Origin of the sequence: Streptomyces antioxidans, from assembly GCF_000968685.2 — a bacterium.
Lineage (GTDB): Bacteria > Actinomycetota > Actinomycetes > Streptomycetales > Streptomycetaceae > Streptomyces > Streptomyces antioxidans.
Window position 1 is genome coordinate 115,770 of record NZ_LAKD02000102.1, and the last position, 23,532, is coordinate 139,301.

Consider the following 23,532-nt stretch of genomic DNA (forward strand, 5'->3'; position numbering starts at 1 on the left):
GAGCGATCCGTAAGGGCGTGGGGGACGTTCGGGGGCGCCGGGGGCGCCGAGTAGATTCGGTGCCATGGCTGTACCTCCCCGCGTCCCCCGCCCCGCCCATGACGGCTCGGCGCCCGTGCGCGTCCTCACCGTCGCCGGATCGGACTCCGGTGGCGGTGCGGGCATCCAGGCCGACCTGAAGGCCATGCTGGCCCTGGGCGCCCACGGCATGAGCGTGATCACCGCGGTGACGGCGCAGAACTCCCTGGGCGTCCAGGGTGCCTGGGAGCTGCCCGCCGAGGCCGTACGGGCCCAGTTCCACAGCGTGGCCGACGACATCGGCGTCCAGGCGGTCAAGACCGGCATGCTGGCGACCGCCGAACTGGTCGAGACCGTCGCCGCGCTGCTCGCGGACCTCACCGCGCCCGTGGTCGTCGATCCGGTCGGCGTCTCCAAGCACGGTGACCCGCTGCTGGCCGCCGAGGCGCTCGACGCGGTCCGTACGAAGCTGCTGCCGATCGCGGCCGTCGCCACGCCCAACCTGGACGAGGTGGCCCAGCTCACCGGCGTCCGCGTGGAGTCGGAGGAGGGCCAGCGCCGGGCGGCCGGGGCGGTACTGGGCCACGGCCCGCGCTGGGCGCTGATCAAGGGCGGCCATCTGCCCGGCGGCGACGCGGTGGACCTGCTCACCGACGGCACCGAGGAGCACTGGCTGCGGGCGCCGCGCCAGGACAACCGCCATACGCACGGCACGGGATGCACCCTCGCCGCCGCCATCGCCACGTATCTGGCGGGCGGCTACGAGGTCCCTGAGGCCGTCACGGCGGCCAAGGACTACGTCACGGGCGCCATCGCGGCGGGCTTCCCCCTGGGCACGGGCATCGGCCCGGTCGACCACGGATGGCTGTCGGAGCGGACCGGCTGAGGGCACGCGAAAGGCCGGTCCACTTCGGTGGTGGACCGGCCTGGGCGTACCGGATCCCGCTTAGCGCGAAACCTTGCCGGCCTTGATGCACGAAGTGCAGACGTTGAGCCGCTTCGGGGTACGACCGACCACAGCGCGCACCGTCTGGATGTTGGGGTTCCAACGACGGCGGGTGCGGCGGTGCGAGTGCGAGATGTTGTTGCCGAAGCCCGGCCCCTTGCCGCAGACGTCGCAGTTGGCAGCCACGGGTTACTCCAAAGACGGGTCGCCCTCGCTTCCCGCGAGGAGACAGGACACTGAACGGATGCCCCCGGACGTTGCCTGGATCGCGGAGATTCGGCGGCGCCTGGGGGGAATGGCCCGATTCGCATCGGGCAACCGGAGCAGCATACAACGGCCACTCCCGTACAACGAAACTATCATGGCTGCCCCGGCACCCGCCGAGGGCGGCGGCTACCCTGCGATGACGCGATGCCCGCCCCCGCCCCCGCAGCCTCCGAGGAGGACCTTTCGTGCCGCACACGCTCGACGCCGATGCGGTACGGACCTGGTGCGGGCTCGCCCTCGATGCACTGGGCCGGGCCCGGGCGGACATCGACGCGATCAACGTCTATCCGGTCGCTGACGGGGACACCGGCACCAATCTGTATCTGACCGTCGAGTCCGCCGCCCGGGCCGTCGACGCCGCCTTCGACGGCCACGCGACCTCGGCCGCCGCGTCCCGCCCCACCCTCGCCGATGTGGTGCGCGCCATGGCCCACGGCGCGCTGATCGGCGCGCGGGGCAACTCCGGCACGATCCTGGCGCAGCTGCTGCGCGGTATGGCGGACGTCCTGGCCGACGGCCCACCGGAGGCGGACCCGGGTGCGGGCGAGGCGGACGGGCTGCGGCGGGCGCTGCGCCGCGCGGTCGACCTCGCCTACCTGGCCGTCGCGCACCCCGTCGAAGGCACCGTCCTTACGGTCGCCGTGGCCGCCGCGGAGAGCGCGGAAGCGGAACAGGCCACGGGCGACGCCACGGCCGACGTCGCCGCGGTGGCCCGCGCCGCGTACGAGGGCGCCCGTACGGCGCTCCAGGCCACCCCCGGCCAGCTCGACGTCCTCGCCCGCGCGGGGGTGGTCGACGCGGGCGGCTACGGCCTGGTGACCGTCCTCGGCGGGCTCGCCCAGGCCCTGTCGGGCGAGGCCCCCGCGGCGCTCGCCCCGGCCCGCCCCGGCCGTGACGCCCTGGTGCCCACGGGGACGGGCGGGCAGGACCTGGCGGGCTGCTCCGCCGATGACGCCCCGGACGGCGGGCCCGCCTTCGAGGTGATCTACCTCCTGGAGACCGACGACACCGCCGTGGCCGCCCTGAGGGAGCGGCTGGACGCCCTCGGAGACTCCCTGGTGGTCGTCGGCGGCGACGGCCTGTGGAACGTCCACGTCCATGTGGACGACGCGGGGGCGGCCGTGGAGGCGGGCATCCAGGCCGGGCGCCCGTACCGCATCCGGATCACCCACTTCGACGGCGCCGCCATCCGTAAGGCGGATCCGGGCGGCCCGGACCGCACGGGCCCGGCCATCGTCCTGCCGGACCAGTCCGGCGCCCAGGGCCCCGCGGGCGGCCCGCGCGCCGAGCGCGTGCCCCGTGCCGTGGTGGCCGTCGTCCCCGGTGACGGGCTGGCCGCGCTGTGCGCCGAGGCGGGCGCGACCGCGGTCGCCACCCGCCCCGGGGAGCCGCCCGCCAGCGGTGAGCTGGTGGAAGCGGTCCGCCGGGCCCATGCCCGGGAGGTCGTGCTGCTGCCGAACGACACCGCGCTGCACCACACGGCGGCCGCGGCGGCGGCCCAGTCCCGCACCGAGGGCGTACGGGTCGCGGTGATCCCCACCCGTTCCGCCGTCCAGGGCATCGCCGCGCTCGCCGTCCACGAGCCCGGCCGCAGCTTCGACGAGGACGTGGTCGCCATGACCTCGGCCGCGGGCGCCACCCGCTACGCGGAACTGGCCGTCGCCGAGCGCCAGTCCTGGACCATGGCCGGGGTGTGCCAGGCCGGGGACGTCCTGGGCATGATCGACGGCGATGTGGCGGTGATCGGTTCGGAACTGGCCGCGACCGCGGAGACGGTGCTGGACCGGATGCTGGCGTCGGGCGGCGAGATGGTCACGCTGGTGCTGGGCGCGGGCCTCCCGGACGAGGTCGCCGAACGGCTGGAGCGGCATGTGCGGGAGGGGCACTTCGCCGTCGACACGGTCGTCTACCACGGTGGTCAGCCCACCGCGCCGCTGATCATAGGCATCGAATGAGCCCGGCCGCGCAGAGCTGAGCCCGGCCGCTCGGTGCGCCCCCCGCTGAATCACCCCGCTCGTCAGCCCCGATTGTCACCCCCGTGGTGTGCAATGGACGGGTGCCCGTGCTGGATGAACCCCTGAAGAAGGTCCTGGGCGGCAACACCGCGAAGGTGATGGCCGACCATCTCGACCTGCACACCGTCGGCGACCTGCTGCACCACTACCCGCGGCGGTACGCGGAGCGCGGTGAGCTGACCCGGCTGTCCGACCTGCCCCTGGACGAGCACGTGACCGTGGTGGCGCAGGTCGCCGACGCCCGGGTGCACACCTTCAACGGCGGCCGGGGCCGACGGCTGGAGGTCACCATCACCGACGGCAGCGGCCGTCTCCAGCTGGTCTTCTTCGGCAAGGGCGTCCACAAGCCGCGCACCGAGCTCCAGCCCGGCACCCGCGCGATGTTCGCCGGGAAGGTCTCGGTCTTCAACCGCAAGCGGCAGCTGGCCCACCCGGAGTTCAAGACGCTGGGCGCGGGGAGCGGCGCGGACGCCGTGGAGGCGTTCGCCAATCAGCTGCTGCCGCTGTACCCGGCGTGTAAGCAGATGGAGTCCTGGCAGATCCAGCAGGCCGTGGACACCGTGCTCGGCCCGGCGGGGCACGAGGAGTCCGCGCTGGCCGGGCTGATCGACCCGCTGCCCGAGAGCCTGCGCGAGGGCCGGGGGCTGGCCACGCTCCCCGAGGCGCTGCGCAAGATCCACCGACCGGGCACCAAGGGCGACATCGCGACGGCCCGGGACCGGCTGAAGTGGGACGAGGCGTTCGTGCTGCAGGTGGCGCTCGCCCGGCGGCGGCAGGCCGACGCCCAGCTGCCCGCGGCGCCCCGCAAGCCAGTCCCGGACGGGCTGCTGACCGCCTTCGACGCCCGGCTGCCGTTCACCCTCACCGAGGGCCAGCGCAGGGTCAGCCAGGAGATCTTCGCCGACCTCGCCACCGACCACCCGATGCACCGGCTGCTCCAGGGCGAGGTCGGCTCGGGCAAGACCATGGTCGCGCTGCGCGCGATGCTCGGCGTCGTGGACGCCGGGGGACAGGCGGCGATGCTCGCGCCCACCGAAGTGCTCGCCCAGCAGCACCACCGGTCGATCACCGAGATGATGGGCGAGCTGGCCGAGGGCGGGATGCTCGGCGGCGCCGAGCAGGGCACCAAGGTGGTGCTGCTCACCGGCTCCATGGGTGCCGCGGCCCGCCGTCAGGCGCTGCTGGACCTGGTCACCGGCGAGGCCGGGATCGTGATCGGCACCCATGCCCTGATCGAGGACAAGGTCCAGTTCCACGATCTGGGCCTGGTGGTCGTGGACGAGCAGCACCGGTTCGGGGTGGAGCAGCGCGACGCCCTGCGCTCCAAGGGCAAGCAGCCCCCGCATCTGCTGGTGATGACGGCCACACCGATCCCGCGCACCGTCGCCATGACCGTCTTCGGCGACCTGGAGACCTCCGTCCTGGACCAGCTGCCCTCGGGCCGCTCCCCGATCGCCTCCCACGTGGTGCCCGCCAAGGACAAGCCGCACTTCCTGGCCCGCGCCTGGGAGCGGGTGCGCGAGGAGGTGGCCGCGGGTCACCAGGGCTATGTGGTGTGCCCGCGGATCGGGGACGAGGAGGACGAGTCCGGGGCCGCGAAGGAGAAGTCCGCCGAGGGCGAGGCCGAGAAGCGCCCGCCGCTGGCCGTCGTCGACGTCGCGGAGCAGCTTGTGAAGGGCCCGCTGAGCGATCTGCGGGTGGAGGTGCTGCACGGGCGGATGCAGCCGGAGGCCAAGGACGAGGTGATGCGCCGCTTCGCCGCGGGCGAGGTGGACGTCCTGGTCGCCACGACCGTCATCGAGGTCGGTGTGAACGTCCCCAACGCCACCGCCATGGTGATCATGGATGCCGACCGCTTCGGCGTCTCCCAACTGCACCAGCTGCGCGGCCGGGTCGGCCGGGGCTCGGCCGCCGGGCTCTGTCTGCTGGTGACCGACGCGCCCGAGGGCAGCCCCGCCCGGGGGCGGCTGGGCGCGGTCGCGGCCACGCTCGACGGCTTCGAGCTGTCCCGGATCGACCTGGAGCAGCGCCGGGAGGGCGATGTGCTCGGCCAGGCCCAGTCCGGGGTCCGCTCCTCGCTGCGGGTGCTCGCCGTCATCGACGACGAGGAGGTCATCGCGGCGGCCCGGGAGGAGGCCACCGCCATCGTGGCCGCCGACCCGGAGCTGGCCGGATACCCGCAGCTGCGCACCGCGCTTGACGCCCTGCTGGACAAGGAGCGCGCGGAATTCCTCGACAAGGGCTGAGCCCGGCGGCTCGGCGAGGGCTGAGCCGCGCGAAAGGCCCGCGCCCGGCCGCCCCCGCCGCCCCCGTACGCCATATCGTGGAGATGCGGCGGCCCCGCCCGGACGGGCCCGGGGCGCCGCTGCCCCGACCACCGTGAAGGACGGCCCCCACCCATGACCCGCGTGATCGCCGGAGCGGCCGGCGGCCGCCGCCTGGCCGTGCCGCCGGGAAACGGCACCCGACCCACCTCGGACCGGGCGCGCGAGGGCCTGTTCTCCACCTGGGAGTCGCTGCTCGGCTCGCTGGACGGGGCCCGCGTCCTGGATCTGTACGGCGGCTCCGGCGCGGTCGGCCTGGAGGCGCTGTCCCGGGGCGCCGCCCACACGCTGCTGGTGGAGTCCGACCCGCGGGCGGCCCGCACGATCCGTCAGAACGTCCGCACCCTCGGGCTGCCCGGTGCGGAGCTGCGCACGGGCAAGGCCGAACAGACCATCACCGGACCGGCCCCCGACACCGGCCCGTACGACGTCGTTTTCCTGGATCCGCCCTACGCGGTCAGCGACGACCAACTCCGCGAGATACTCCTCACACTCCTGGGGAAGGGCTGGCTCGCGCCCCGCGCGCTGGCCACCGTTGAGCGGAGCACACGAGGTGGGGAGTTCGTGTGGCCTGCCGGATTCGAGGGGCTTAGGGCCCGTCGCTACGGCGAGGGCACGCTTTGGTACGGTCACGCCGCCTCGACGTGCGAGAACGCGTCATGACCGGACCCGAGAGCGAGGAACTCCCATTGCGCCGCGCAGTCTGTCCGGGGTCGTTCGACCCCGTCACCAATGGACACCTCGACATCATCGCCCGTGCCTCCAAGCTCTATGACGTCGTGTACGTCGCCGTGATGATCAACAAGTCGAAGCAGGGCCTGTTCACGGTGGACGAGCGGATGGATCTCCTCCGCAAGACCACGGAGGAGTATGGAAACGTCCGGGTGGAGGCGTTCCACGGCCTCCTGGTGGACTTCTGCAAGCAGCGCGACATCCCCGCGATCGTCAAGGGGCTGCGGGCCGTCAGCGACTTCGACTACGAGCTGCAGATGGCCCAGATGAACAACGGCCTCTCCGGTGTGGAGACGCTGTTCGTGCCCACCAACCCCACATACAGCTTCCTCTCCTCCAGCCTGGTCAAGGAGGTCGCGGCCTGGGGCGGCGACGTCTCCCACCTGGTGCCCCCGCTGGTCCTGGAGGCGCTTGCCGAGCGGCTCGGCCGCAAGTAGCGGCTGACGGGGCGTCAGCGGCTGTCCGGGAGGCCCCCGCTGGCCGTACAGTCGTCCCGTTCGTGTCCCGTACCCATCCGCATCCAGACAGTCTGCGAGCACCCACAGTGGACGTGCAGAAGAAGCTCGACGAGATCGTCGATACCGTCGGCGGCGCCCGGTCCATGCCCATGTCGGCCTCGTGCGTGGTCAACCGTGCCGAGCTGCTCGCCATGCTCGAAGAGGTGCGCGCGGCGCTGCCGGACTCCCTGGCGCACGCCCAGGAGCTGATCGGCGGCCGGGACCAGATGGTCGAGGAGGCCCACCGGGAGGCCGGGCGGATCATCGAGTCCGCGCACGCCCAGCGCGCCTCGCTGATCTCTGACACCGAGCTGATGCGCAAGTCCCAGGAGGAGGCCGACCGGATCCTCACCGAGGCCCGCCGGGAGGCCGAGGAGATCCGCGTCGAGGCCGACGACTACGTGGACAGCAAGCTGGCCAACTTCGAGGTCGTGCTCACCAAGACCATCGGCTCGGTCGACCGCGGCCGGGAGAAGCTGCTCGGCCGCGCCCCCGGCGCCGGGGACGACCTCGGGCAGCCCGATGAGGGCCCGGAGCGCAGCGCCGACCCGGCCACCCTGCGGCACCGCGCGGACGAGTACGTGGACACCAAGCTCGGGGCCGTCTCGGCGGTCCTCGGCAAGACCCTGGAGGCGGTCGGCCGGGGCCGCCAGAAGCTGCTCGGGGCCCGGCCGACCGATGAGCTCGGCGCCCATATGGCGGCCCAGGACGACGCCGGCATGGCGCTGCGGACCACCGATGACGACTACCTGGCGGACCTGGCCCAGTCCCAGGCCCAGGCGGACGTCGCCCAGCCCGCGGCCCAGCCCGTCGCCCCGCCCGACCAGGCGGCCGCCGACGCCGCGTACTACGCCGCCACCGCGGGCTACCAGCAGCAGGACGCGTACGGCTACCAGCAGGCGTACGTACAGCAGGATCCGTACGCCGCGCAGGGCGGCTATCAGCAGGACGTCTACGGCTGGCAGCAGCAGGCCCAGGGCTACGACCCGAACGGCGCCCAGGGCTACCACCCGAACGCGGCCTATGTGCCCCAGCAGCCCCAGCAGCTGCCCCAGCACTATCAGCAGCAGCCGGGCGGCGCGCTCGACGAGACCAGCCTGTTCGACACGAGCATGATCGACCTCGATCAGCTCCGCCAGTACGAGCAGGGCCGCTGAGAGCTCCGCGGGACGCGGCTCCTTCGGGGTGAGAACCCCTTCCCCACCGTGCGGATTGGGTCTATGGCGGCCCGTCCAGTATCCTGGCTCTTCGGTCGCGCGTACGTCCGCGATCTCGGCTGCCCGTTTCGTAGCGTGATGTTCGGGTGGCCCGCCACAGCGTAGAAAGCAGGAAACCCTGAACGCCCGCCTCGACCACCGCGCCCCTCTCGTGTTCGACACGCGCGAGCTGGGCCGTCGTCCCGGTGCGCTCAAAAGGCTCTCCCGTTCCGTGGTGGCGCCCAAGGACCTCGGCATCGAGGTCATCGGGGTGCGGGAGGGCGTGACGATCGAGCTGGACCTCCGCCTGGAGTCGGTCATGGAAGGGGTGCTCGTCACGGGCACCGCCCGTGTGCCGCTCACGGGGGAGTGCGTAAGGTGTCTGGAGCCGCTGGAGCGAGAGCTCGAAGTGGACTTCCAGGAGATGTACTCCTACCCCGACGCCGACGACCGGAGCCGCGAAGCGGACACCGGCGACGACGCCGAGGAGGAGGACATGCTCTTCCTCGAGGCCGACCTGTTCGACCTCGAGCCCGTGCTGCGCGACGCGGTGGTGCTCGCACTGCCGCTGCAGCCGGTGTGCCGGGAGGACTGCCCGGGGCTGTGCGCCGACTGCGGCGCCCGGCTCGCGGACGACCCGGACCACCACCACGAGTCCGCCGACATCCGTTGGGCGGCACTGCAGGAACTCGCCGAGGCCATGAGGGACGGCGAGAAGGACAACGCACCCCGCGAGCGCGGGGATGACTCACAGGAGAAGTAGCCGTGGCTGTTCCGAAGCGGAAGATGTCGCGCAGCAACACGCGCCACCGCCGGTCGCAGTGGAAGGCTGCGGTCCCCAACCTGGTGGCGTGCGAGCGCTGCCACGAGCCGAAGCAGCAGCACATCGCGTGCCCGAGCTGCGGCACCTACAACCGCCGCCAGGTCCTCGAGGTCTGATCGGCGGGTGACAGGCTCTATGTCAGACGCCACCACGCCCCCGCGCAAGCGCGGTGAAGCGGCCCAGGCGGACACGGCCTCGTCTCACACGATCCTGGAAGGGCGGCTCGGGTACCAGCTCGAGTCCGCCCTTCTGGTGCGTGCGCTGACCCACCGCTCCTTCGCGTACGAGAACGGCGGCCTGCCCACCAACGAGCGGCTGGAATTCCTCGGGGATTCCGTGCTCGGCCTGGTGGTCACGGACACGCTGTACCGCATCCACCCCGACCTGCCCGAAGGCCAGCTGGCCAAGTTGCGGGCCGCGGTGGTCAACTCGCGCGCGCTCGCGGAGGTGGGCCGCGGCCTGGACCTCGGCGCCTTCATCCGGCTCGGCCGGGGCGAAGAGGGCACCGGCGGCAGGGACAAGGCTTCCATCCTCGCCGACACCCTTGAAGCGGTGATCGGCGCGGTCTATCTCGACCGGGGGCTCGACGCCGCCGCGGAGCTGGTCCACCGGCTCTTCGACCCGCTGATCGAGAAGTCCTCGAACCTCGGCGCCGGCCTGGACTGGAAGACCAGCCTCCAGGAGCTGACCGCCACCGAGGGGCTAGGAGTCCCCGAGTACCTGGTCTCCGAGACCGGTCCCGACCACGAGAAGACCTTCACGGCTGCCGCCCGCGTCGGTGGTGTCGCGTACGGCACCGGCACCGGCCGCAGCAAGAAGGAGGCCGAGCAGCAGGCGGCCGAGGCCGCCTGGCGCGCCATCCGCGCGGCTGCCGACGAGGCCCAGGCGAAGGCCGAGGCGGCCGGCGCCGACGCGGCGGCGGGCGGCGGAGCCGCGGCCGACACGGCCTCCCCGGCACGCTGACCGGTCTTCCACCGACCCACACCGTCCATCACGTCCGTAACACCCCCACCGCCCCCGCGGCGGACGGCCCGCCCGGGCCGCTCCGCCCGGGGGCGGTGAGGGCTCCCAGGCCGAGGAGGCCCCCGTTGCCCGAGCTGCCCGAGGTCGAGGTGGTGCGCCGCGGACTGGAGCGCTGGGTCAGCGGCCGTACGGTCGCCGAGGTCCAGGTGCTGCACCCGCGCGCGGTCCGCCGCCACCTCGGCGGCGCGGAGGACTTCGCGGCCCGCCTCAGGGGCCGCCGCGCCGGGACCGTCCGCCGCCGCGGCAAGTACCTGTGGCTGCCGTTCGACGACGGCGCCCCCGCCGAGTCCGTGCTGGCCCATCTCGGGATGAGCGGGCAGCTGCTGGTCCAGCCGGCCGAGGCGCCCGACGAGAAGCACTTGCGCATCCGGGTCCGCTTCGCCGACGCCGCGGGCACCGAGCTGCGCTTCGTCGACCAGCGCACCTTCGGCGGGCTCTCGCTGCACGACACCGTCCCCGGCGACCTGGAGGGGCTGCCGGACGCCATCGCGCACATCGCCCGCGACCCGCTGGACCCCGCCTTCGACGAGGCCGCCTTCCACATCGCGCTGCGCCGCCGCCGCACCACGATCAAGCGCGCGCTGCTTGACCAGTCGCTGATCAGCGGGGTCGGCAACATCTACGCCGACGAGGCGCTGTGGCGCGCCCGGCTGCACTACGACCGGCCCACGGCCACCCTCACCCGTCCGCGCGCCGCCGAACTCCTGGACCATGTGCGCGAGGTGATGAGCGCCGCGCTGGCCGTCGGCGGGACCAGCTTCGACAGCCTCTATGTGAACGTGAACGGCGAGTCGGGGTACTTCGAGCGCTCGCTGGACGCCTACGGCCGGGAGAACGAGCCCTGCCGCCGCTGCGGCACCGCGATGCGCCGCCGCCCGTGGATGAACCGCTCCAGCTACTTCTGCCCGCGCTGTCAGCGCCCGCCGCGCCCGGCCACCACGGCCCGTCCGGCGTCCGGCGCCGCCGCCGTCCCGCCGCTCCCGGCGCGCGTGGTGTCGTAGCGCTCCTGGGCCGTCAGCACCTCGGGCATCCGGTCCTCGACCAGATGGATGAGGGCCAGCAGCCGCTCGGCGACCGCGCTGCCCAGCGGGGTCAGCCGGTAGTCCACCCGGGGCGGGTTGGTCGGCTGCGCCTCGCGGTGCACCAGACCGTCGCGCTCCAGCGCGTGCAGCGTCTGGGACAGCATCTTCTCGCTGACGCCGTCGACCCGCCGCCGCAGCTCGTTGAAGCGGAAGGTGCCGTCGTGGAGCGCGCCCAGGATGAGGCCGCCCCATTTGCCGGTGACATGCTCCAGCGTGCCGCGTGAGGGGCAGGCGCGGGCGAACACGTCGAAGGGCAGGTCCTCCGCGTCCACCGTGGTGGACGCCCCGCCAGTGGGTTCAGTGTCCATACCCACACCATACGCTCACTCAGCGCTGACTCCAGGGTGGCGCTTTCGGTTGGTGAGTGTGCTGCTCGTCAGGGCATATGAAGGCCCGGGGCGCTTCCGTGCGCCCCGGGCCTTCACACATGGCCGGATGCGGAGGCCCGCTCGGGGCTTCCGCTCGGTGGCTTCCGGCGGCTCAGTAGCCGAAGTCCTGGGTCCACCAGGGACCGCCGTCGCCGAAGTGCGCGCCGACGCCCAGTCGCTTGAACGAGCAGTTGAGGATGTTGGCTCGGTGGCCGGAGCTGTGCATCCAGGAGTCCATCACGGACTGCGCGTCCGACTGGCCGCGGGCTATGTTCTCGCCGCCCAGGTCCAGGATGCCCGCGCCCTCGGCGCGCTCCCAGGGGCTTTCGCCGTCGGGGTTGATGTGGTCGAAGAACTGGCGCAGGGACATGTCCTCGCTGAAGTCCTCGGCCAGCTGGGCGAGTTTGGGGTCGGCCGTCACGGGGCCGCAGCCGACCTTCTCGCGCTCCTTGTTGACGAGGGTGAGGACTTCGGCCTCCGAGGCGGTCTCGGGGCCGGCCGACCCCGCCGGGGGCTCGGGCGCGGTCGGCTCGGTCGAGGGAGTCCGTGACGGCTTGCCGTGCCCGCCGCCCTTGCCGTTGTCGCTCCCCTTGCCGTTTCCGCCCGGCCGGTCGTTCCCGGAAGGCTGGGAAGGCTCCGGCCGCTCCGGCGGGGTGGTGGAGGGCGGTTCGGAGGGCTTGGACGGGGTCCTGGAGGGAGTTGTGGAGGGTGCGTGAGGGCGGTCGTCACCACGGCTGGGCGGCACCGTGGCGCGATCGGTGGGGGCCGCGGACTGCGAGCCCTGCGTCTCCAGGCCGGAGTCCGAGGGACCGCCCGCCTGGACCTGCCCTGCGGAGTCATTGCCCCCGCCGAGTTTGTAGCCGTTCGGACCGAGTCCGGAGGCCATCGCCACGGCGCCGACCGCGACAGCGGCGGATACGCCCAACAGTCCGGTCCGGACCGGAGCGAGGGGGCTCCGGTGCGGTCCCCGGTGGCGGCCTGCGGCGGCCACCTGCTCCGGGGTACCGGGGGCAGATCGTCGATGGCGGCCCATCTCCTGCCTTCCTTGTGTGCTCGGCGTCAAAAGTCGCTCGAAATGTGTCATTCGTGTGAGCGAGCCATGTGTCACTCGTGTGGGTGAGTCCTGTTGAGCCGGGACTGTACGCCATTCGGGCCCCAATGCGCCTGCCCACTGGGTAATTCAGTGGTTTAGCGGCTGCTCGGAGAGGGGGTTAGCGTGCGCATATGAACGAAAGAGTCCGCCTCACCGTGTGGGTGCGCGGCCGTGTGCAGGGTGTCGGCTTCCGCTGGTACACCCGGGCCAACGCGCTGCGCATCGGAGACCTCGTCGGCTTTGCCACCAACCTCGCCGACGGGCGGGTGCAGGTGGTCGCGGAGGGCCCGCGTACGGGGTGCGAACAACTGCTCGAATGGCTCCGGGACGGCGACACGCCCGGGAAAGTCGAGGGAATCACCGAGATCTGGGACACACCGCGCGGCGGCTACGACGCCTTCGAGATCCGTTGATCAACTCACCGGAGGTACCCCCCATGGCCCCCTCTGACCACGCCTTCCCTGCGCACCGTTAGCAGAAATCGGCTGATGGTTGCCAACGGGGCCGCTCCGTGGAAGGCTGCGGAGTCACGAAAGATCCCCGGCCGCGAGGGGTCATCTGGAGAGGGTTTGGCACCGTCCGCCGACCGTGTGCTCTCGTCCCTTGCGGGCCCGTCGGCGTGTGATCGTGTTGACCCTCAAACCAATTGGTGAGACGCTGGAAGCCCCGCGCACCTTAACTGTTTGCCGCGCAGCACGGTAGTAATTCGGCAGGCATCGCGGGTGCAAATCCCTCACGACCCACACCGCTTCGGTCGGTCACTCATTGTGGAGGACCATCCATCATGGCAAAGGCGCTTCTCGGTTACGTCGGCGGTTCCGACCCCCGAGTCCTCGCCGAGATGCGACGGCTTCAGCAGCGCGTTCAGGATCTTGAATCCGAGATCGTACGGATTCAGGCCGAGAACGACGCGCTGTCCGCCGCCGCTCGTCACGGCGACTCGCTGCTCGAAAGCATCGACGTATCCCAGGCGGAGCCTGCGCTCGCCTGACCCAGCCCTAGGGCCGGTCGGGTTGCATCGTCAGCCGCTTGAGAATCTTCAAGGGACGCTTCGGCGTCCCTTCGTCGTATCCCCAGTGTGCCTCTGCGCCACCCTTACCGACTGATGTGCCCCTCTCTCCCAGCAGTGAAACCGATCATTGCCGATCATTGCTGAAACGGAGAAAAAGCCGGGCGGCTGCGCCGCGCCACTGTCGTGGGGCGGTGCCGGAGGAAGGGCGGCGGGTAGAGTCCAAAGGCGTGCATCTCAAGAGCCTGACCCTGCGAGGGTTCAAATCCTTCGCCTCCGCCACGACGCTCCGGTTCGAGCCGGGCATCACCTGCGTCGTCGGCCCCAATGGCTCGGGCAAGTCCAATGTCGTGGACGCCCTTTCCTGGGTCATGGGCGAACAGGGCGCCAAGTCTCTGCGCGGCGGCAAGATGGAGGACGTCATCTTCGCCGGGACCACCGGCCGTCCCCCGCTCGGCCGCGCCGAGGTCTCGCTCACCATCGACAACGCCGATGGCGCGCTCCCCATCGACTACGCCGAAGTCACCATCACCCGGATCATGTTCCGCAACGGCGGCAGCGAATATCAGCTGAATGGGGACACTTGTCGGCTGCTGGACATCCAGGAGCTGCTTTCCGACTCCGGTATCGGCCGTGAGATGCACGTCATCGTCGGGCAGGGCCAGCTCGACGGGGTGCTGCACGCCGATCCGACCGGCCGCCGCGCCTTCATCGAGGAGGCCGCGGGCGTCCTCAAGCACCGCAAGCGCAAGGAGAAGGCGCTGCGGAAGCTCGACGCGATGCAGGCCAACCTCGCCCGCGTCCAGGACCTCACCGACGAACTGCGCCGCCAGCTCAAGCCGCTCGGCCGGCAGGCCGCGGTGGCCCGGCGGGCCGCCGTCATCCAGGCCGATCTGCGCGACGCCCGGCTGCGGCTGCTCGCCGACGACCTGGTGACCCTGCGCGAGGCGCTGCGCGCCGAGGTCGCCGACGAGGCCGAGCTCAAGCGGCGCAAGGAGGCCGCCGAGGCCGAGCTGCGCACCGCGCAGCAGCGCGAGGCGGCGCTGGAGGAGCAGGTGCGGCGGCTCGCGCCCCGGCTCCGGGACGCCCAGCAGAGCTGGTACGAGCTCTCGCAGCTCGCCGAGCGGGTCCGCGGCACGATCAGCCTGGCGGACGCCCGGGTCAAGAGCGCCACCTCCGCCCCCGGGGAGGAGCGGCGCGGCCGCGACCCCGAGGACATGGAGCGCGAGGCGGCCCGCATCCGGGAGCAGGAGGCCGAGCTGGAGGCCGCCCTGGAGGCGGCGAGCCGGGCGTTGGACGACACCGTGGCGCACCGGGCCGAGCTCGAGCGGAGCCTGGCCGAGGAGGAGCGCCGGCTCAAGGACGTGGCCCGCGCCATCGCCGACCGCCGCGAAGGGCTCGCCCGGCTCCAGGGCCAGGTGAACGCCGCCCGCGGCCGGGCCGGTTCGGCCCGCGCCGAGATCGAGCGGCTGGCCGCGTCCCGCGACGAGGCACAGGGCCGGGCGGTCGCCGCACAGGAGGAGTACGAGCAGCTTAAGGCGGAGGTCGACGGACTCGACGCGGACGACGCGGAATTGGCGGAGCGCCATGAGGCCGCGAAGCGCGAGCTGGCCGAGGCGGAGGCCGCGCTGAGCGCGGCCCGCGAGGCGGCGACGGCCGCCGAACGCGAGCGCGCCGCGACCTCCGCCCGGCATGACGCCCTCGCGCTCGGCTTGCGCCGTAAGGACGGCACGGGCGCCCTTATGGCCGCCACTGACCGTCTCGGCGGACTCCTTGGCCCCGCCGCCGAACTCCTCACCGTGGCCCCGGGCTTCGAGGTCCCCGTCGCCACGGCCCTGGGCGCCGCCGCCGACGCGATCGCCGTCAGCGGCCCCCGCGCGGCGGCCGAGGCGATCCGCCTCCTGCGGGCCGACGACGCGGGCCGCGCCGCCCTGCTGCTGACGACGCCGGACGCCGAGGGGGAGAAGTCCTCGTGTGCCGACCTCGCGGGGCCCCCGTCCGCCGCGCCCGAGCCGGGCGGCTCCGGCGGGCCCGCGTCAGGTGGCTCCGGCGGGCCCGCGCCAGGTGGCGCCCTCGTGCCGGGCACACGCGCCGAGGGCGCGGCGCGGAGCGAGCCGGGCCAGGGGCCCGCGCCACGATCGGCGGCCACCCCGGCGGCGCCTGCCGCTGTCGGCCGCCCGTTCGAGCCAGACGCGCCGCCGAGCACGGACGCCGAACCCCCCGCGGCCGGGGCCGGTTCACCGGCTGCCGCACCGGAGGGCTCCGCCGGGAGGGCTGAGGGCGCCGCCGCCGTACCGGGTACGCGGGCGCCGGCGGCCGTTTCCGCGCGGGTGCCGCAGCCCGCCGGGGGAGAGGGGGCGGGGTTCGGGGGCGAGCCGGGCGGTAAGGCAGCGGCCGTCGAAGCGTTGCCGCGGGTGGCGGATCTGGTGGCGGGGCCGGCCGCGCTGCTGCCCGCCGTAAGGCGGTTGCTCGACGGCATGGTGGTGGTCGAGACCCTGGAGGAGGCCGAGGAACTGCTCGCGCGGCGGCCGGAGTTGACGGCCCTGACCGCCGACGGCGATCTGCTCGGGGCGCACTTCGCGCAGGGCGGCTCCGCCGGTGCGCCCACGCTGCTGGAGGTGCAGGCGTCCGTCGACGAGGCCGCTGCCGAGCTCGAGGGGCTTGCCGTACGGTGCGAGGAGCTGGCCGGGGCGCAGCGCGCGGCGCAGGAGCGGCGGGCCGAGTGCCTGGCGCTCGTGGAGGAGCTTGCGGGCCGCCGGAGCGCGGCGGACCGGGAGAAGTCGCGGGTCGCGCAGTCGCTGGGCCGACTGGCCGGGCAGGCGCGCGGGGCCGCCGGGGAGGCCGAGCGCAGTGCCGCGGCCGTCGCCAGGGCAGAGGAGGCGCTGGAGCGGGCGACGGAAGAGGCGGAGGAGCTGGCCGAGCGGCTGGCCGTGGCGGAGGAGACCGCCGCAGGCGAGGGAGGTGCGGAGGAGCCCGACACCTCCGTACGGGACCGGCTGGCGGCCGACGGCGCCAACGCGCGGCAGACCGAGATGGAGGCGCGGCTCCAGGCCCGTACGCATGAGGAGCGCGTCAAGGGGCTCGCGGGGCGGGCCGAGGCGCTTGACCGGGGCGCGCGCGCCGAGCGCGAGGCCCGGGCGCGCGCCGAGCAGCGGCGTGCCCGGCTGCGCCATGAGGCCGAGGTCGCCTCGGCCGTGGCCTCCGGCGCCCGCCAGCTGCTGGCCCATGTCGAGGTGTCCCTGGTGCGGGCCGAGCAGGAGCGGGACGCCGCGGAGCGCGCCAAGTCCGAGCGGGAGCGGGAGCTGGACGCCGCCCGCGGCCAGGGGCGCGATCTCAAGGGCGAGCTGGACAAGCTGACCGACTCCGTGCACCGCGGCGAGGTGCTGGGCGCCGAGAAGCGGATGCGGATCGAGCAGCTGGAGACCAGGGCGCTGGAGGAGCTGGGCGTCGAACCGGCCGGGCTGATCGCCGAATACGGCCCCGACCAGCTCGTCCCGCCGTCCCCGCCGGCCGAGGGCGAGGTGCTGCCGGAGGATCCGGAGGATCCGCGCAACCAGCCGGTGCGGTACGTAAGGGCGCAGCAGGAGAAGCGGCTGAGGGCCGCGGAGCGCGCGTACCAGCAGCTCGGCAAGGTCAATCCGCTGGCGCTCGAGGAGTTCGCGGCGCTGGAGGAGCGGCACCAGTTCCTGAGCGAGCAGTTGGAGGACCTCAAGAAGACCCGGGCCGATCTGCTCCAGGTGGTCAAGGAGGTCGACGAGCGGGTCGAGCAGGTCTTCACGGAGGCGTACCGGGACACCGCGCGCGAGTTCGAGGGCGTCTTCTCGCGGCTGTTCCCGGGCGGGGAGGGGCGGCTGGTGCTGACCGACCCCGAGAACATGCTGACCACGGGCGTGGATGTGGAGGCCAGGCCGCCGGGCAAGAAGGTGAAGCGGCTGTCGCTGCTGTCGGGCGGCGAGCGCTCGCTGACCGCCGTGGCCCTGCTGGTGTCGATCTTCAAGGCGCGGCCGAGCCCGTTCTATGTGATGGACGAGGTCGAGGCGGCGCTCGACGACACCAATCTGCAGCGGCTGATCCGGATCATGCAGGAGCTCCAGGAGGCTTCCCAGCTGATCGTGATCACCCACCAGAAGCGGACGATGGAGGTCGCCGACGCGCTGTACGGCGTCTCCATGCAGGGGGATGGCGTCTCGAAGGTGATCAGCCAGCGCCTGCGGTGACCGTTTCAATACTTGAAGTCAAGACTTGCTCCCGTGTGTCGGTGTGCTGGAACGATTTCTTCGTCACACCCTATTGACTTCGAAACTTGAAGGAATAGTCTCTGCAACGTTGCTTTTACCTTCAAGTGGTGGTCGATGCCTCAGTGGCCTCCGCTGGAAGGGCCCGCCATCCCCCACGTCCGGCGCCGTTGCCGGGCGGGCGTCAGGAGTTCACGTTGTCCACCACCGTGCAGGCACAGGGAGCCGAGGGCCGCAAGGCCCAGCCGGACCACCTCGGCCATGTCATCTTCATCACCGCAGCCGCCGCCATGGGCGGCTTTCTCTTCGGCTACGACAGCTCGGTGATCAACGGAGCGGTCGAGGCCATCCGCGGCAAGTACGACATCGGCTCCGCGGCCCTCGCCCAGGTCGTGGCCATCGCCCTGATCGGCTCGGCCATCGGCGCCGCCACCGCGGGCCGGATAGCCGACCGGATCGGCCGGATCCGCGTCATGCAGATCGCCGCCGCCCTCTTCACGATCAGCGCGGTCGGCTCGGCGCTGCCCTTCTCGCTGTGGGACCTGGCCTTCTGGCGGGTGCTCGGCGGCGTCGGCATCGGCATGGCCTCGGTGATCGGCCCGGCCTATATCGCCGAGGTCGCCCCGCCCGTCTACCGAGGCCGGCTCGCCTCCTTCCAGCAGGCCGCGATCGTCGTCGGCATCGCCATCTCCCAGCTCGTCAACTGGGGGATCCTCAACCTCGCCGACGGCGACCAGCGCGGGCGGATCGCCGGGCTCGAGGCATGGCAGTGGATGCTCGGCGTCATGATCATCCCCGCCGTCCTCTACGGGCTGCTGTCCTTCGCCATCCCCGAGTCGCCCCGTTTCCTGATCTCCGTCGGCCGCACCGCCCAGGCCAAGGAGGTCCTGGAGGAGGTCGAGGGCAAGACCGTGGACCTCGATGTGCGGGTCGCCGAGATCGACCAGGCCATGCGCAGCGAGGAGAAGTCGACCTTCAAGGACCTCCTCGGCGGCCGGTTCGGTCTGCTGCCCATCGTCTGGATCGGCATCGGGCTCTCCGTCTTCCAGCAGCTCGTCGGCATCAACGTGGCGTTCTACTACTCCTCGACGCTGTGGCAGTCCGTCGGCGTCGACCCCAGCAGCTCGTTCTTCTACTCCTTCACCACGTCGATCATCAACATCCTCGGCACCGTGATCGCGATGATCTTCGTCGACCGGATCGGCCGCAGGCCGCTCGCGCTCATCGGCTCCGTGGGCATGGCCATCTCCCTGGGGCTGGTGGCCTGGGCCTTCTCGGCGGACCTGGTGGACGGCAAGCTGCCGCACACCGAGGGTGTCCTGGCGCTGATCGCCGCCCACGCCTTCGTGCTCTTCTTCGCCCTCTCATGGGGCGTGGTGGTCTGGGTCCTGCTCGGCGAGATGTTCCCGAACAAGATCCGCGCCGCCGCCCTCGGCGTCGCCGCCTCCGCCCAGTGGATCGCCAACTGGGCCATCACCGCCAGCTTCCCGAGCCTGTCGGACTGGAACCTGTCGGGTACGTACATCATGTACACGGCCTTCGCCCTGCTCTCGATCCCGTTCATCCTCAAGTGGGTGCCGGAGACCAAGGGCAAGGCGTTGGAGGAGATGGGCTAATCCCCCCGCCGCCCGCTCCTCGCACAGGAGAACTGCCCCGCCTCAGTCCTTGAGGCGGGGCAGCACTCGTTCCGCGAACAGCCGCAGGGACCGCCAGCCCTCCTCGACCGGCATTCCCCCGCACAGCGGATGGAGCACCAGACTCGCCATCTCGCCGCCCTCCTCCGCCAGCGCCACGCACTCCTCCGGGGTGACGACGCGGTAGACGCCCTCACGGCGCAGCGCCGCCACGTCCCCGGCCCGTGACCGCACCGCCGAGCGCACCGTGCCCTGCTGCCAGGACGCGTATCGGCGCGCCTCGTACAGCAGATGGCCGCCGTACTCCGCCCAGGCCCGTTCCGGGTCCTCCGACAGATGCAGCAGCGGGGTGGCCGCCGGGGGCATCAGGCACCAGCCCTCGGTGCCGTACTCCTCCCGCCGTGCGTGGTAGTAGGCCTCCAGCTCCGGCAGATGCGCGCTCGGGAAGAACGGCAGGCCCAGGCGCGCCGCGCGGCGCGCCGCCGCCCGGGAACTGCCGCCGATCAGCAGCGGCGGATGCGGCCGGGTGTACGGGCGCGGGGTGATCCGGACGGTGCGGCCCCGGTACTCGAAGGGCTCGCCCGTCCAGGCCGCGAGCAGCGTCTCCAGCGCCTCGTCCTGGAGCGCGCCGCGCCGCTTCCAGTCCGCGCCCAGGGCCGCGTACTCCTCCGGCCGGTAGCCGATCCCCGCCACCGTGATCAGCCGCCCGCCACTGGCCAGGTCCAGCACGGCGAGGTCCTCGGCGAGCCGCAGCGGGTCGTACAGCGGCGCGATCAGCGCCGAGACGGTGACGGTGATCCGGCGGGTGGCGCCCAGCAGCGTGCCCGCGAAGGCCAGCGGGGCGGGCAGCCAGTTGTCGGGGGACCCGTGGTGCTCCTCGGTCTGGAGGGTGGAGACGCCCCGCTCATCGGCGAAGGCCGCCATCTCCAGGGCGGCGCGGTACCGCTCGGACAGGCCGCGCGGGGTCGCGTCGGGATCGACGAGGTTGAGGCGTACGACCGTGACGGGCATGGCGGATGTCCTCCTTCGTCATGGGACGCGGCAGCCGGACGGTAGCTGACGGATCGTCAAATCTCCACCATCATGGCCCGTTCGGCCCATCGCACGGGCACGGCCGGGGCGGATGACTCATGTGCCTGGGACGCGGGGCGGCCGAGGGTGAGGGCCGGCCCGCACCATGGGCCGTAGCCCGCATACGCCAACTCAAGGAGGGGCGCGTGACGATCAGCACGGGGGAATCGCTCATCACCGCGGCCGACATCGACGATCTCATCACCCGGGTCCGGCAGACCGCCGGTGACTCCGGACCCCTGGAATCCGCCAAAGCCACGCTCTTCTCCGGAGGCGGCGACGGCGACGGCCACGGCACCAGCCCCGGCCCCGACCCCGAGGCCGCGCGGCTCATCCGGCAGCGGCTGCTGGTCACCGCCCTCCGCCACGGGGGCGCGCTGCTGGCCAAGCTGCTCAGCCGGCTCACCCCCCGCGAGACCGCCCTGGTGCGCCGCTACGCCCACCGGCTCGCGAACTTCCTGGACACGCTGGAGGTCTGGGCGGCGCAGCCCGTCATGCTCGCCCTGATGCGCTTCGGACTGCCTTACGGAGAGGCCGAGACGATCGCGGTGGCCGTCCTGCTGCTCGTGGGGTGAGCACCCGGTCAGGCCGCCGATGGAAACGGGGGTGCTAGGTGGTCACCGGTTCGGGTGGGCCGGGGCGTCCGCGCACTTCACGGCCGCGTTGGCGGGTAGTGCACGGGCGAGACCCAAGGAGAACGACCATGCGCCCTACCCGAATCCGCACGGCGATCGCCCTCGGCCTGAGCGCCGGGGCCGTCCTGTGGACCGCGGCCGCCTCCCCCGCCACAGCCGCCTCTCCCGCGGGCACCGACTGGCGGGAGGCGGGGCACTACGACACCACCGCGGCCTGTCAGCGCACGGGCAGGTCCGGTGTGGAGCGGCACAAGTGGGCCGAGTACAAGTGCCGCCCCGGCCGTAACGACAACTACGTCACGCTGTGGGTCAGAGGCTCCGGCGCTGCGCGCGCCCTGACCTCCGGGCCGGCCGCCGGTTGAGATGCGCCGGGCCGCACTGCCGAAGGACCGCGCCGTGCGCGCCGCGGGCGGGGTATCGGCACTGATCGTGGTGGTCCTGGCCGGATGGGTGGCCGGGCTGTTGCGGGTCAACGACGACTGGCTCGCGCTCGCCTATCCCCACCCCCGGGGCGCCACGGTGCTGACCAGGGTCGCCGTGGGCGTCCCGGTGCTGGGCGTGGGCGTGCTGCTGCTCGCCGAGCGCTCGGCCCGGCGCTACGGCGGCGTCCTGCTGGTGGCCGGCGGCCTGTGGCTGCTGCCCTCGGCCGCCGCCGGGCTGCTGGGCCTGGCCGACCTGGGCACCACGGGCGCCATGCTGTCCCTGCTGCTCGCCGCCGCCAAGATGGCCTGCCGCCCGCTGACCGTACTGCTGCTGCCGCTGTGGCTGTTCCCCCGGGGCCGGCGCCGACGGTGGCAGTGGTGGGTGATCAGCCTGGGCGCGTCCGGCTACTGGCTGGGGTACGCGGGGCTGTGGCTGATCAGCGAGCCGCGGGTGGGCTCCGTGGCCAACCCGGCGTTCTCCACCGCGGGCGGCCAGTGGGCCTTCGACCACCTCGACGCCTACGCCGAGGCCGAACCCTGGGTGCTGCACAGCGTCGCCGCGGCCGTGACCGCCGCCCTGTGCTGCCGCGCCGCCGTCTCTCGCGGCGCCGAGCGGCGCGACTGGGCACTGCTGGCCACCGCCTACCCCGCCTGCGTCTCGCTCCTGTTGTCCCAGTGGGGCGAGGGCGTGCCCACGATCGTGGCCCGTACGGTCGGCAGCGCCGTATGGGCCGCCGCGATCTGCCTCGGCGTCGCCCGCACCGGCATATGGCGCCTTGACCGCTCCACCAGCCACCGCCTCGCCCGCGCCTTCGTGCTCACCTCGCTGGCCGCCGTGGTGGTCTGCGCGGTCGTCGCCGTCCAGGCCGGACTCCCCTCCGTGCGCAGCGGAGCCACCACGATCACCGCCGGATGCGCCCTGGTACTGGGCTGGGGGCTGCGGCCCAGCGCCCGCAAGCTCACCCTCTGCGTCGAGCGCGTCTTCTACGGTCCCCGGGCCCGTCCGCACGAAGCCGTGAGCGCCCTCGCCGTACGGCTGCAACAGGCCCCGCACCCCGGCGAGGTGCCCCAGCAGATCTGCCGCAGCGCCGTGGAGGACCTGGGCGTCTCGGGCGCCGCCGTCAGCGTCGACACCCGCGCCGGGCCCCGCCGCCTGGCTTCCGCGGGAGCGCCGCTGACCGGCCCGGTCCAGACGTTCCTGCTGCGCCACCACGGCCGTACGGTCGGCCGGTTGGAGGTCTCACGCGACGGCTCCGGCACCCCGGCCGAACGCGACAGCGGACTGCTCTCCCTCCTCGCCGACCAGGCCGCCCCCGCACTCGCCGCACTGCGCCTGGCCGAGGAGGCCCAGGCCGCCCGCGAGCGCCTGGTGCTCGCCCGCGAACAGGAGCGCCGTCGGCTGCGCCGGGAGATCCACGACGGACTCGGCCCCCAACTGGCCGCCGTAAGGCTGCGGCTGGACATCGCGCAGACCTCCTGTCCGCCCGGCCACCCCGCCACCCCGCAGCTGTGCGAGGCCGCCGAGACGCTTGCCGAGGCCCTGGTCGAGGTGCGCAGGATCACCGCGGGCCTGGCACCCGCGGCGCTGGCCGAGCGCGGACTGGCCGGTGCGGTCCGCGACCTGGCGCACCGGCTGGGCGTCGACGGCCTGCGGGTCGGCGTGGCCAGCCGCCCCGCCGCACTGCCGCCGCTGTCGCCCGGCGTGGAGACGGCCGCGTACCGGATCGCGGCGGAGTCGCTGACCAACGCGGTACGGCACGCCCGGGCGCGCCAGGTGAGCGTCGAGCTGACCGCGGGCCCGGACACCCTCGAGGTCAAGGTCGCCGACGACGGCAGCGGCCTGCGCGAGACCGCGGTGCCCGGTGTCGGCCTCGCCTCGGTCACCGAACGGGCCGAGGAGATCGGCGGCTCCTGCTCGGTGACCGGATCGGCGACCGGCACGGTGGTCCACGCGGTGCTGCCCCTCGCGGGACCGGGCGAACACGGCAACCCGGAGGAGCACAGGAAGCCCCCGGCCCACGAGGCCTGCCGGGCCCAGGCCCTGGGCTCCTCCGGCCGCGCCCCGCCTCCCCAGGCCGCCTGGTCAAGCGCCCGGACACCGTAGAGCTTCCGGCCCCTGGGACCGTCGACAGTGACTTTTGC

At 72.9% G+C, this 23,532-nt stretch carries 20 protein-coding genes and 1 pseudogene; 17 read left to right on the forward strand and 4 right to left on the reverse strand.

Features of this window, described 5'->3' with window-relative positions:
- Nucleotides 1-64 precede the first annotated feature (64 nt).
- Nucleotides 65-904, forward strand: coding sequence for a bifunctional hydroxymethylpyrimidine kinase/phosphomethylpyrimidine kinase (gene thiD, locus VT50_RS30725; RefSeq protein WP_046087439.1), 840 nt, complete (start codon nucleotides 65-67; stop codon nucleotides 902-904).
- Between the two features lie 135 nt (nucleotides 905-1,039).
- Here thiD and rpmB read toward each other — a convergent pair.
- Nucleotides 1,040-1,150: pseudogene (gene rpmB / locus VT50_RS41565) on the reverse strand (50S ribosomal protein L28); the annotation flags it as partial.
- Between the two features lie 266 nt (nucleotides 1,151-1,416).
- Here rpmB and VT50_RS30735 point away from each other — a divergent pair.
- From VT50_RS30735 to mutM, 9 genes are all read left to right on the forward strand, one after another.
- The gene (locus VT50_RS30735) at nucleotides 1,417-3,186 is read left to right on the forward strand and encodes a DAK2 domain-containing protein (RefSeq protein WP_046087438.1); all 1,770 of its coding nucleotides are present in this window, start codon (nucleotides 1,417-1,419) and stop codon (nucleotides 3,184-3,186) included.
- 158 nt (nucleotides 3,187-3,344) lie between these two features.
- Nucleotides 3,345-5,492, forward strand: coding sequence for an ATP-dependent DNA helicase RecG (gene recG, locus VT50_RS30740; protein WP_046087472.1), 2,148 nt, complete (start codon nucleotides 3,345-3,347; stop codon nucleotides 5,490-5,492).
- Nucleotides 5,493-5,645: 153 nt separating this feature from the next.
- Nucleotides 5,646-6,233: a 16S rRNA (guanine(966)-N(2))-methyltransferase RsmD gene (rsmD, locus tag VT50_RS30745; RefSeq protein ID WP_046087437.1), complete on the forward strand. Its 588-nt coding sequence runs from the start codon at nucleotides 5,646-5,648 to the stop codon at nucleotides 6,231-6,233.
- Nucleotides 6,230-6,739 carry a pantetheine-phosphate adenylyltransferase gene (coaD, locus tag VT50_RS30750; RefSeq protein ID WP_075200404.1) on the forward strand — a complete coding sequence of 170 codons (510 nt, stop codon included), beginning with the start codon at nucleotides 6,230-6,232 and terminating at the stop codon, nucleotides 6,737-6,739. Before rsmD ends, coaD begins: the two co-directional genes overlap by 4 nt.
- Nucleotides 6,740-6,846: 107 nt before the next feature.
- Complete coding sequence (locus tag VT50_RS30755; protein WP_046087435.1) at nucleotides 6,847-7,956, forward strand: cell division initiation protein; 1,110 nt, start codon at nucleotides 6,847-6,849, stop codon at nucleotides 7,954-7,956.
- 211 nt (nucleotides 7,957-8,167) lie between these two features.
- The gene (locus VT50_RS30760; protein WP_046087434.1) at nucleotides 8,168-8,758 is read left to right on the forward strand and encodes a YceD family protein; all 591 of its coding nucleotides are present in this window, start codon (nucleotides 8,168-8,170) and stop codon (nucleotides 8,756-8,758) included.
- Nucleotides 8,759-8,760: 2 nt separating this feature from the next.
- Nucleotides 8,761-8,934 carry a 50S ribosomal protein L32 gene (gene rpmF, locus VT50_RS30765; protein ID WP_037948573.1) on the forward strand — a complete coding sequence of 58 codons (174 nt, stop codon included), beginning with the start codon at nucleotides 8,761-8,763 and terminating at the stop codon, nucleotides 8,932-8,934.
- A gap of 19 nt (nucleotides 8,935-8,953) precedes the next feature.
- Entirely contained in the window at nucleotides 8,954-9,781 is an 828-nt protein-coding gene (gene rnc / locus VT50_RS30770; protein WP_046087433.1) for a ribonuclease III, read from the forward strand.
- A 125-nt stretch (nucleotides 9,782-9,906) separates the two neighbouring features.
- Nucleotides 9,907-10,842 (forward strand): bifunctional DNA-formamidopyrimidine glycosylase/DNA-(apurinic or apyrimidinic site) lyase, encoded by a 936-nt coding sequence (mutM, locus tag VT50_RS30775; RefSeq protein ID WP_046087432.1) that lies wholly within the window; start codon nucleotides 9,907-9,909, stop codon nucleotides 10,840-10,842.
- On the opposite strand, the gene VT50_RS30780 is transcribed toward mutM, so the two are convergent.
- On the reverse strand, nucleotides 10,755-11,231 hold the full coding sequence (locus VT50_RS30780) for a winged helix-turn-helix transcriptional regulator (protein WP_046087431.1): 477 nt from the start codon (nucleotides 11,229-11,231) through the stop codon (nucleotides 10,755-10,757). The two genes, mutM and VT50_RS30780, sit on opposite strands and share 88 nt — an antisense overlap.
- A gap of 172 nt (nucleotides 11,232-11,403) precedes the next feature.
- Entirely contained in the window at nucleotides 11,404-12,324 is a 921-nt protein-coding gene (locus VT50_RS30785; protein ID WP_046087430.1) for a CAP domain-containing protein, read from the reverse strand.
- Nucleotides 12,325-12,515: 191 nt separating this feature from the next.
- Here VT50_RS30785 and VT50_RS30790 point away from each other — a divergent pair, with 191 nt between their 5' ends.
- From VT50_RS30790 to VT50_RS30805, 4 genes are all read left to right on the forward strand, one after another.
- On the forward strand, nucleotides 12,516-12,797 hold the full coding sequence (locus VT50_RS30790) for an acylphosphatase (protein ID WP_046087429.1): 282 nt from the start codon (nucleotides 12,516-12,518) through the stop codon (nucleotides 12,795-12,797).
- A 371-nt stretch (nucleotides 12,798-13,168) separates the two neighbouring features.
- The gene (locus VT50_RS30795; RefSeq protein ID WP_037948583.1) at nucleotides 13,169-13,375 is read left to right on the forward strand and encodes a hypothetical protein; all 207 of its coding nucleotides are present in this window, start codon (nucleotides 13,169-13,171) and stop codon (nucleotides 13,373-13,375) included.
- A 248-nt stretch (nucleotides 13,376-13,623) separates the two neighbouring features.
- Complete coding sequence (locus VT50_RS30800; protein WP_078840792.1) at nucleotides 13,624-17,610, forward strand: AAA family ATPase; 3,987 nt, start codon at nucleotides 13,624-13,626, stop codon at nucleotides 17,608-17,610.
- 215 nt (nucleotides 17,611-17,825) lie between these two features.
- Complete coding sequence (locus VT50_RS30805; protein WP_046087427.1) at nucleotides 17,826-19,244, forward strand: sugar porter family MFS transporter; 1,419 nt, start codon at nucleotides 17,826-17,828, stop codon at nucleotides 19,242-19,244.
- 42 nt (nucleotides 19,245-19,286) lie between these two features.
- Here the strand turns inward: VT50_RS30805 and VT50_RS30810 are convergent, their stop codons facing one another.
- Nucleotides 19,287-20,273 (reverse strand): LLM class flavin-dependent oxidoreductase, encoded by a 987-nt coding sequence (locus VT50_RS30810; protein WP_046087426.1) that lies wholly within the window; start codon nucleotides 20,271-20,273, stop codon nucleotides 19,287-19,289.
- A 206-nt stretch (nucleotides 20,274-20,479) separates the two neighbouring features.
- Here VT50_RS30810 and VT50_RS30815 point away from each other — a divergent pair, with 206 nt between their 5' ends.
- The 3 genes from VT50_RS30815 (at nucleotide 20,480) to VT50_RS30825 (ending at nucleotide 23,494) form a co-directional block, all read left to right on the forward strand.
- Entirely contained in the window at nucleotides 20,480-20,908 is a 429-nt protein-coding gene (locus VT50_RS30815; protein ID WP_046087425.1) for a hypothetical protein, read from the forward strand.
- A 128-nt stretch (nucleotides 20,909-21,036) separates the two neighbouring features.
- Nucleotides 21,037-21,330 (forward strand): hypothetical protein, encoded by a 294-nt coding sequence (locus VT50_RS30820; RefSeq protein WP_046087424.1) that lies wholly within the window; start codon nucleotides 21,037-21,039, stop codon nucleotides 21,328-21,330.
- A gap of 1 nt (nucleotide 21,331) precedes the next feature.
- Nucleotides 21,332-23,494, forward strand: coding sequence for a sensor histidine kinase (locus VT50_RS30825; RefSeq protein ID WP_240529376.1), 2,163 nt, complete (start codon nucleotides 21,332-21,334; stop codon nucleotides 23,492-23,494).
- Nucleotides 23,495-23,532 lie beyond the last annotated feature (38 nt).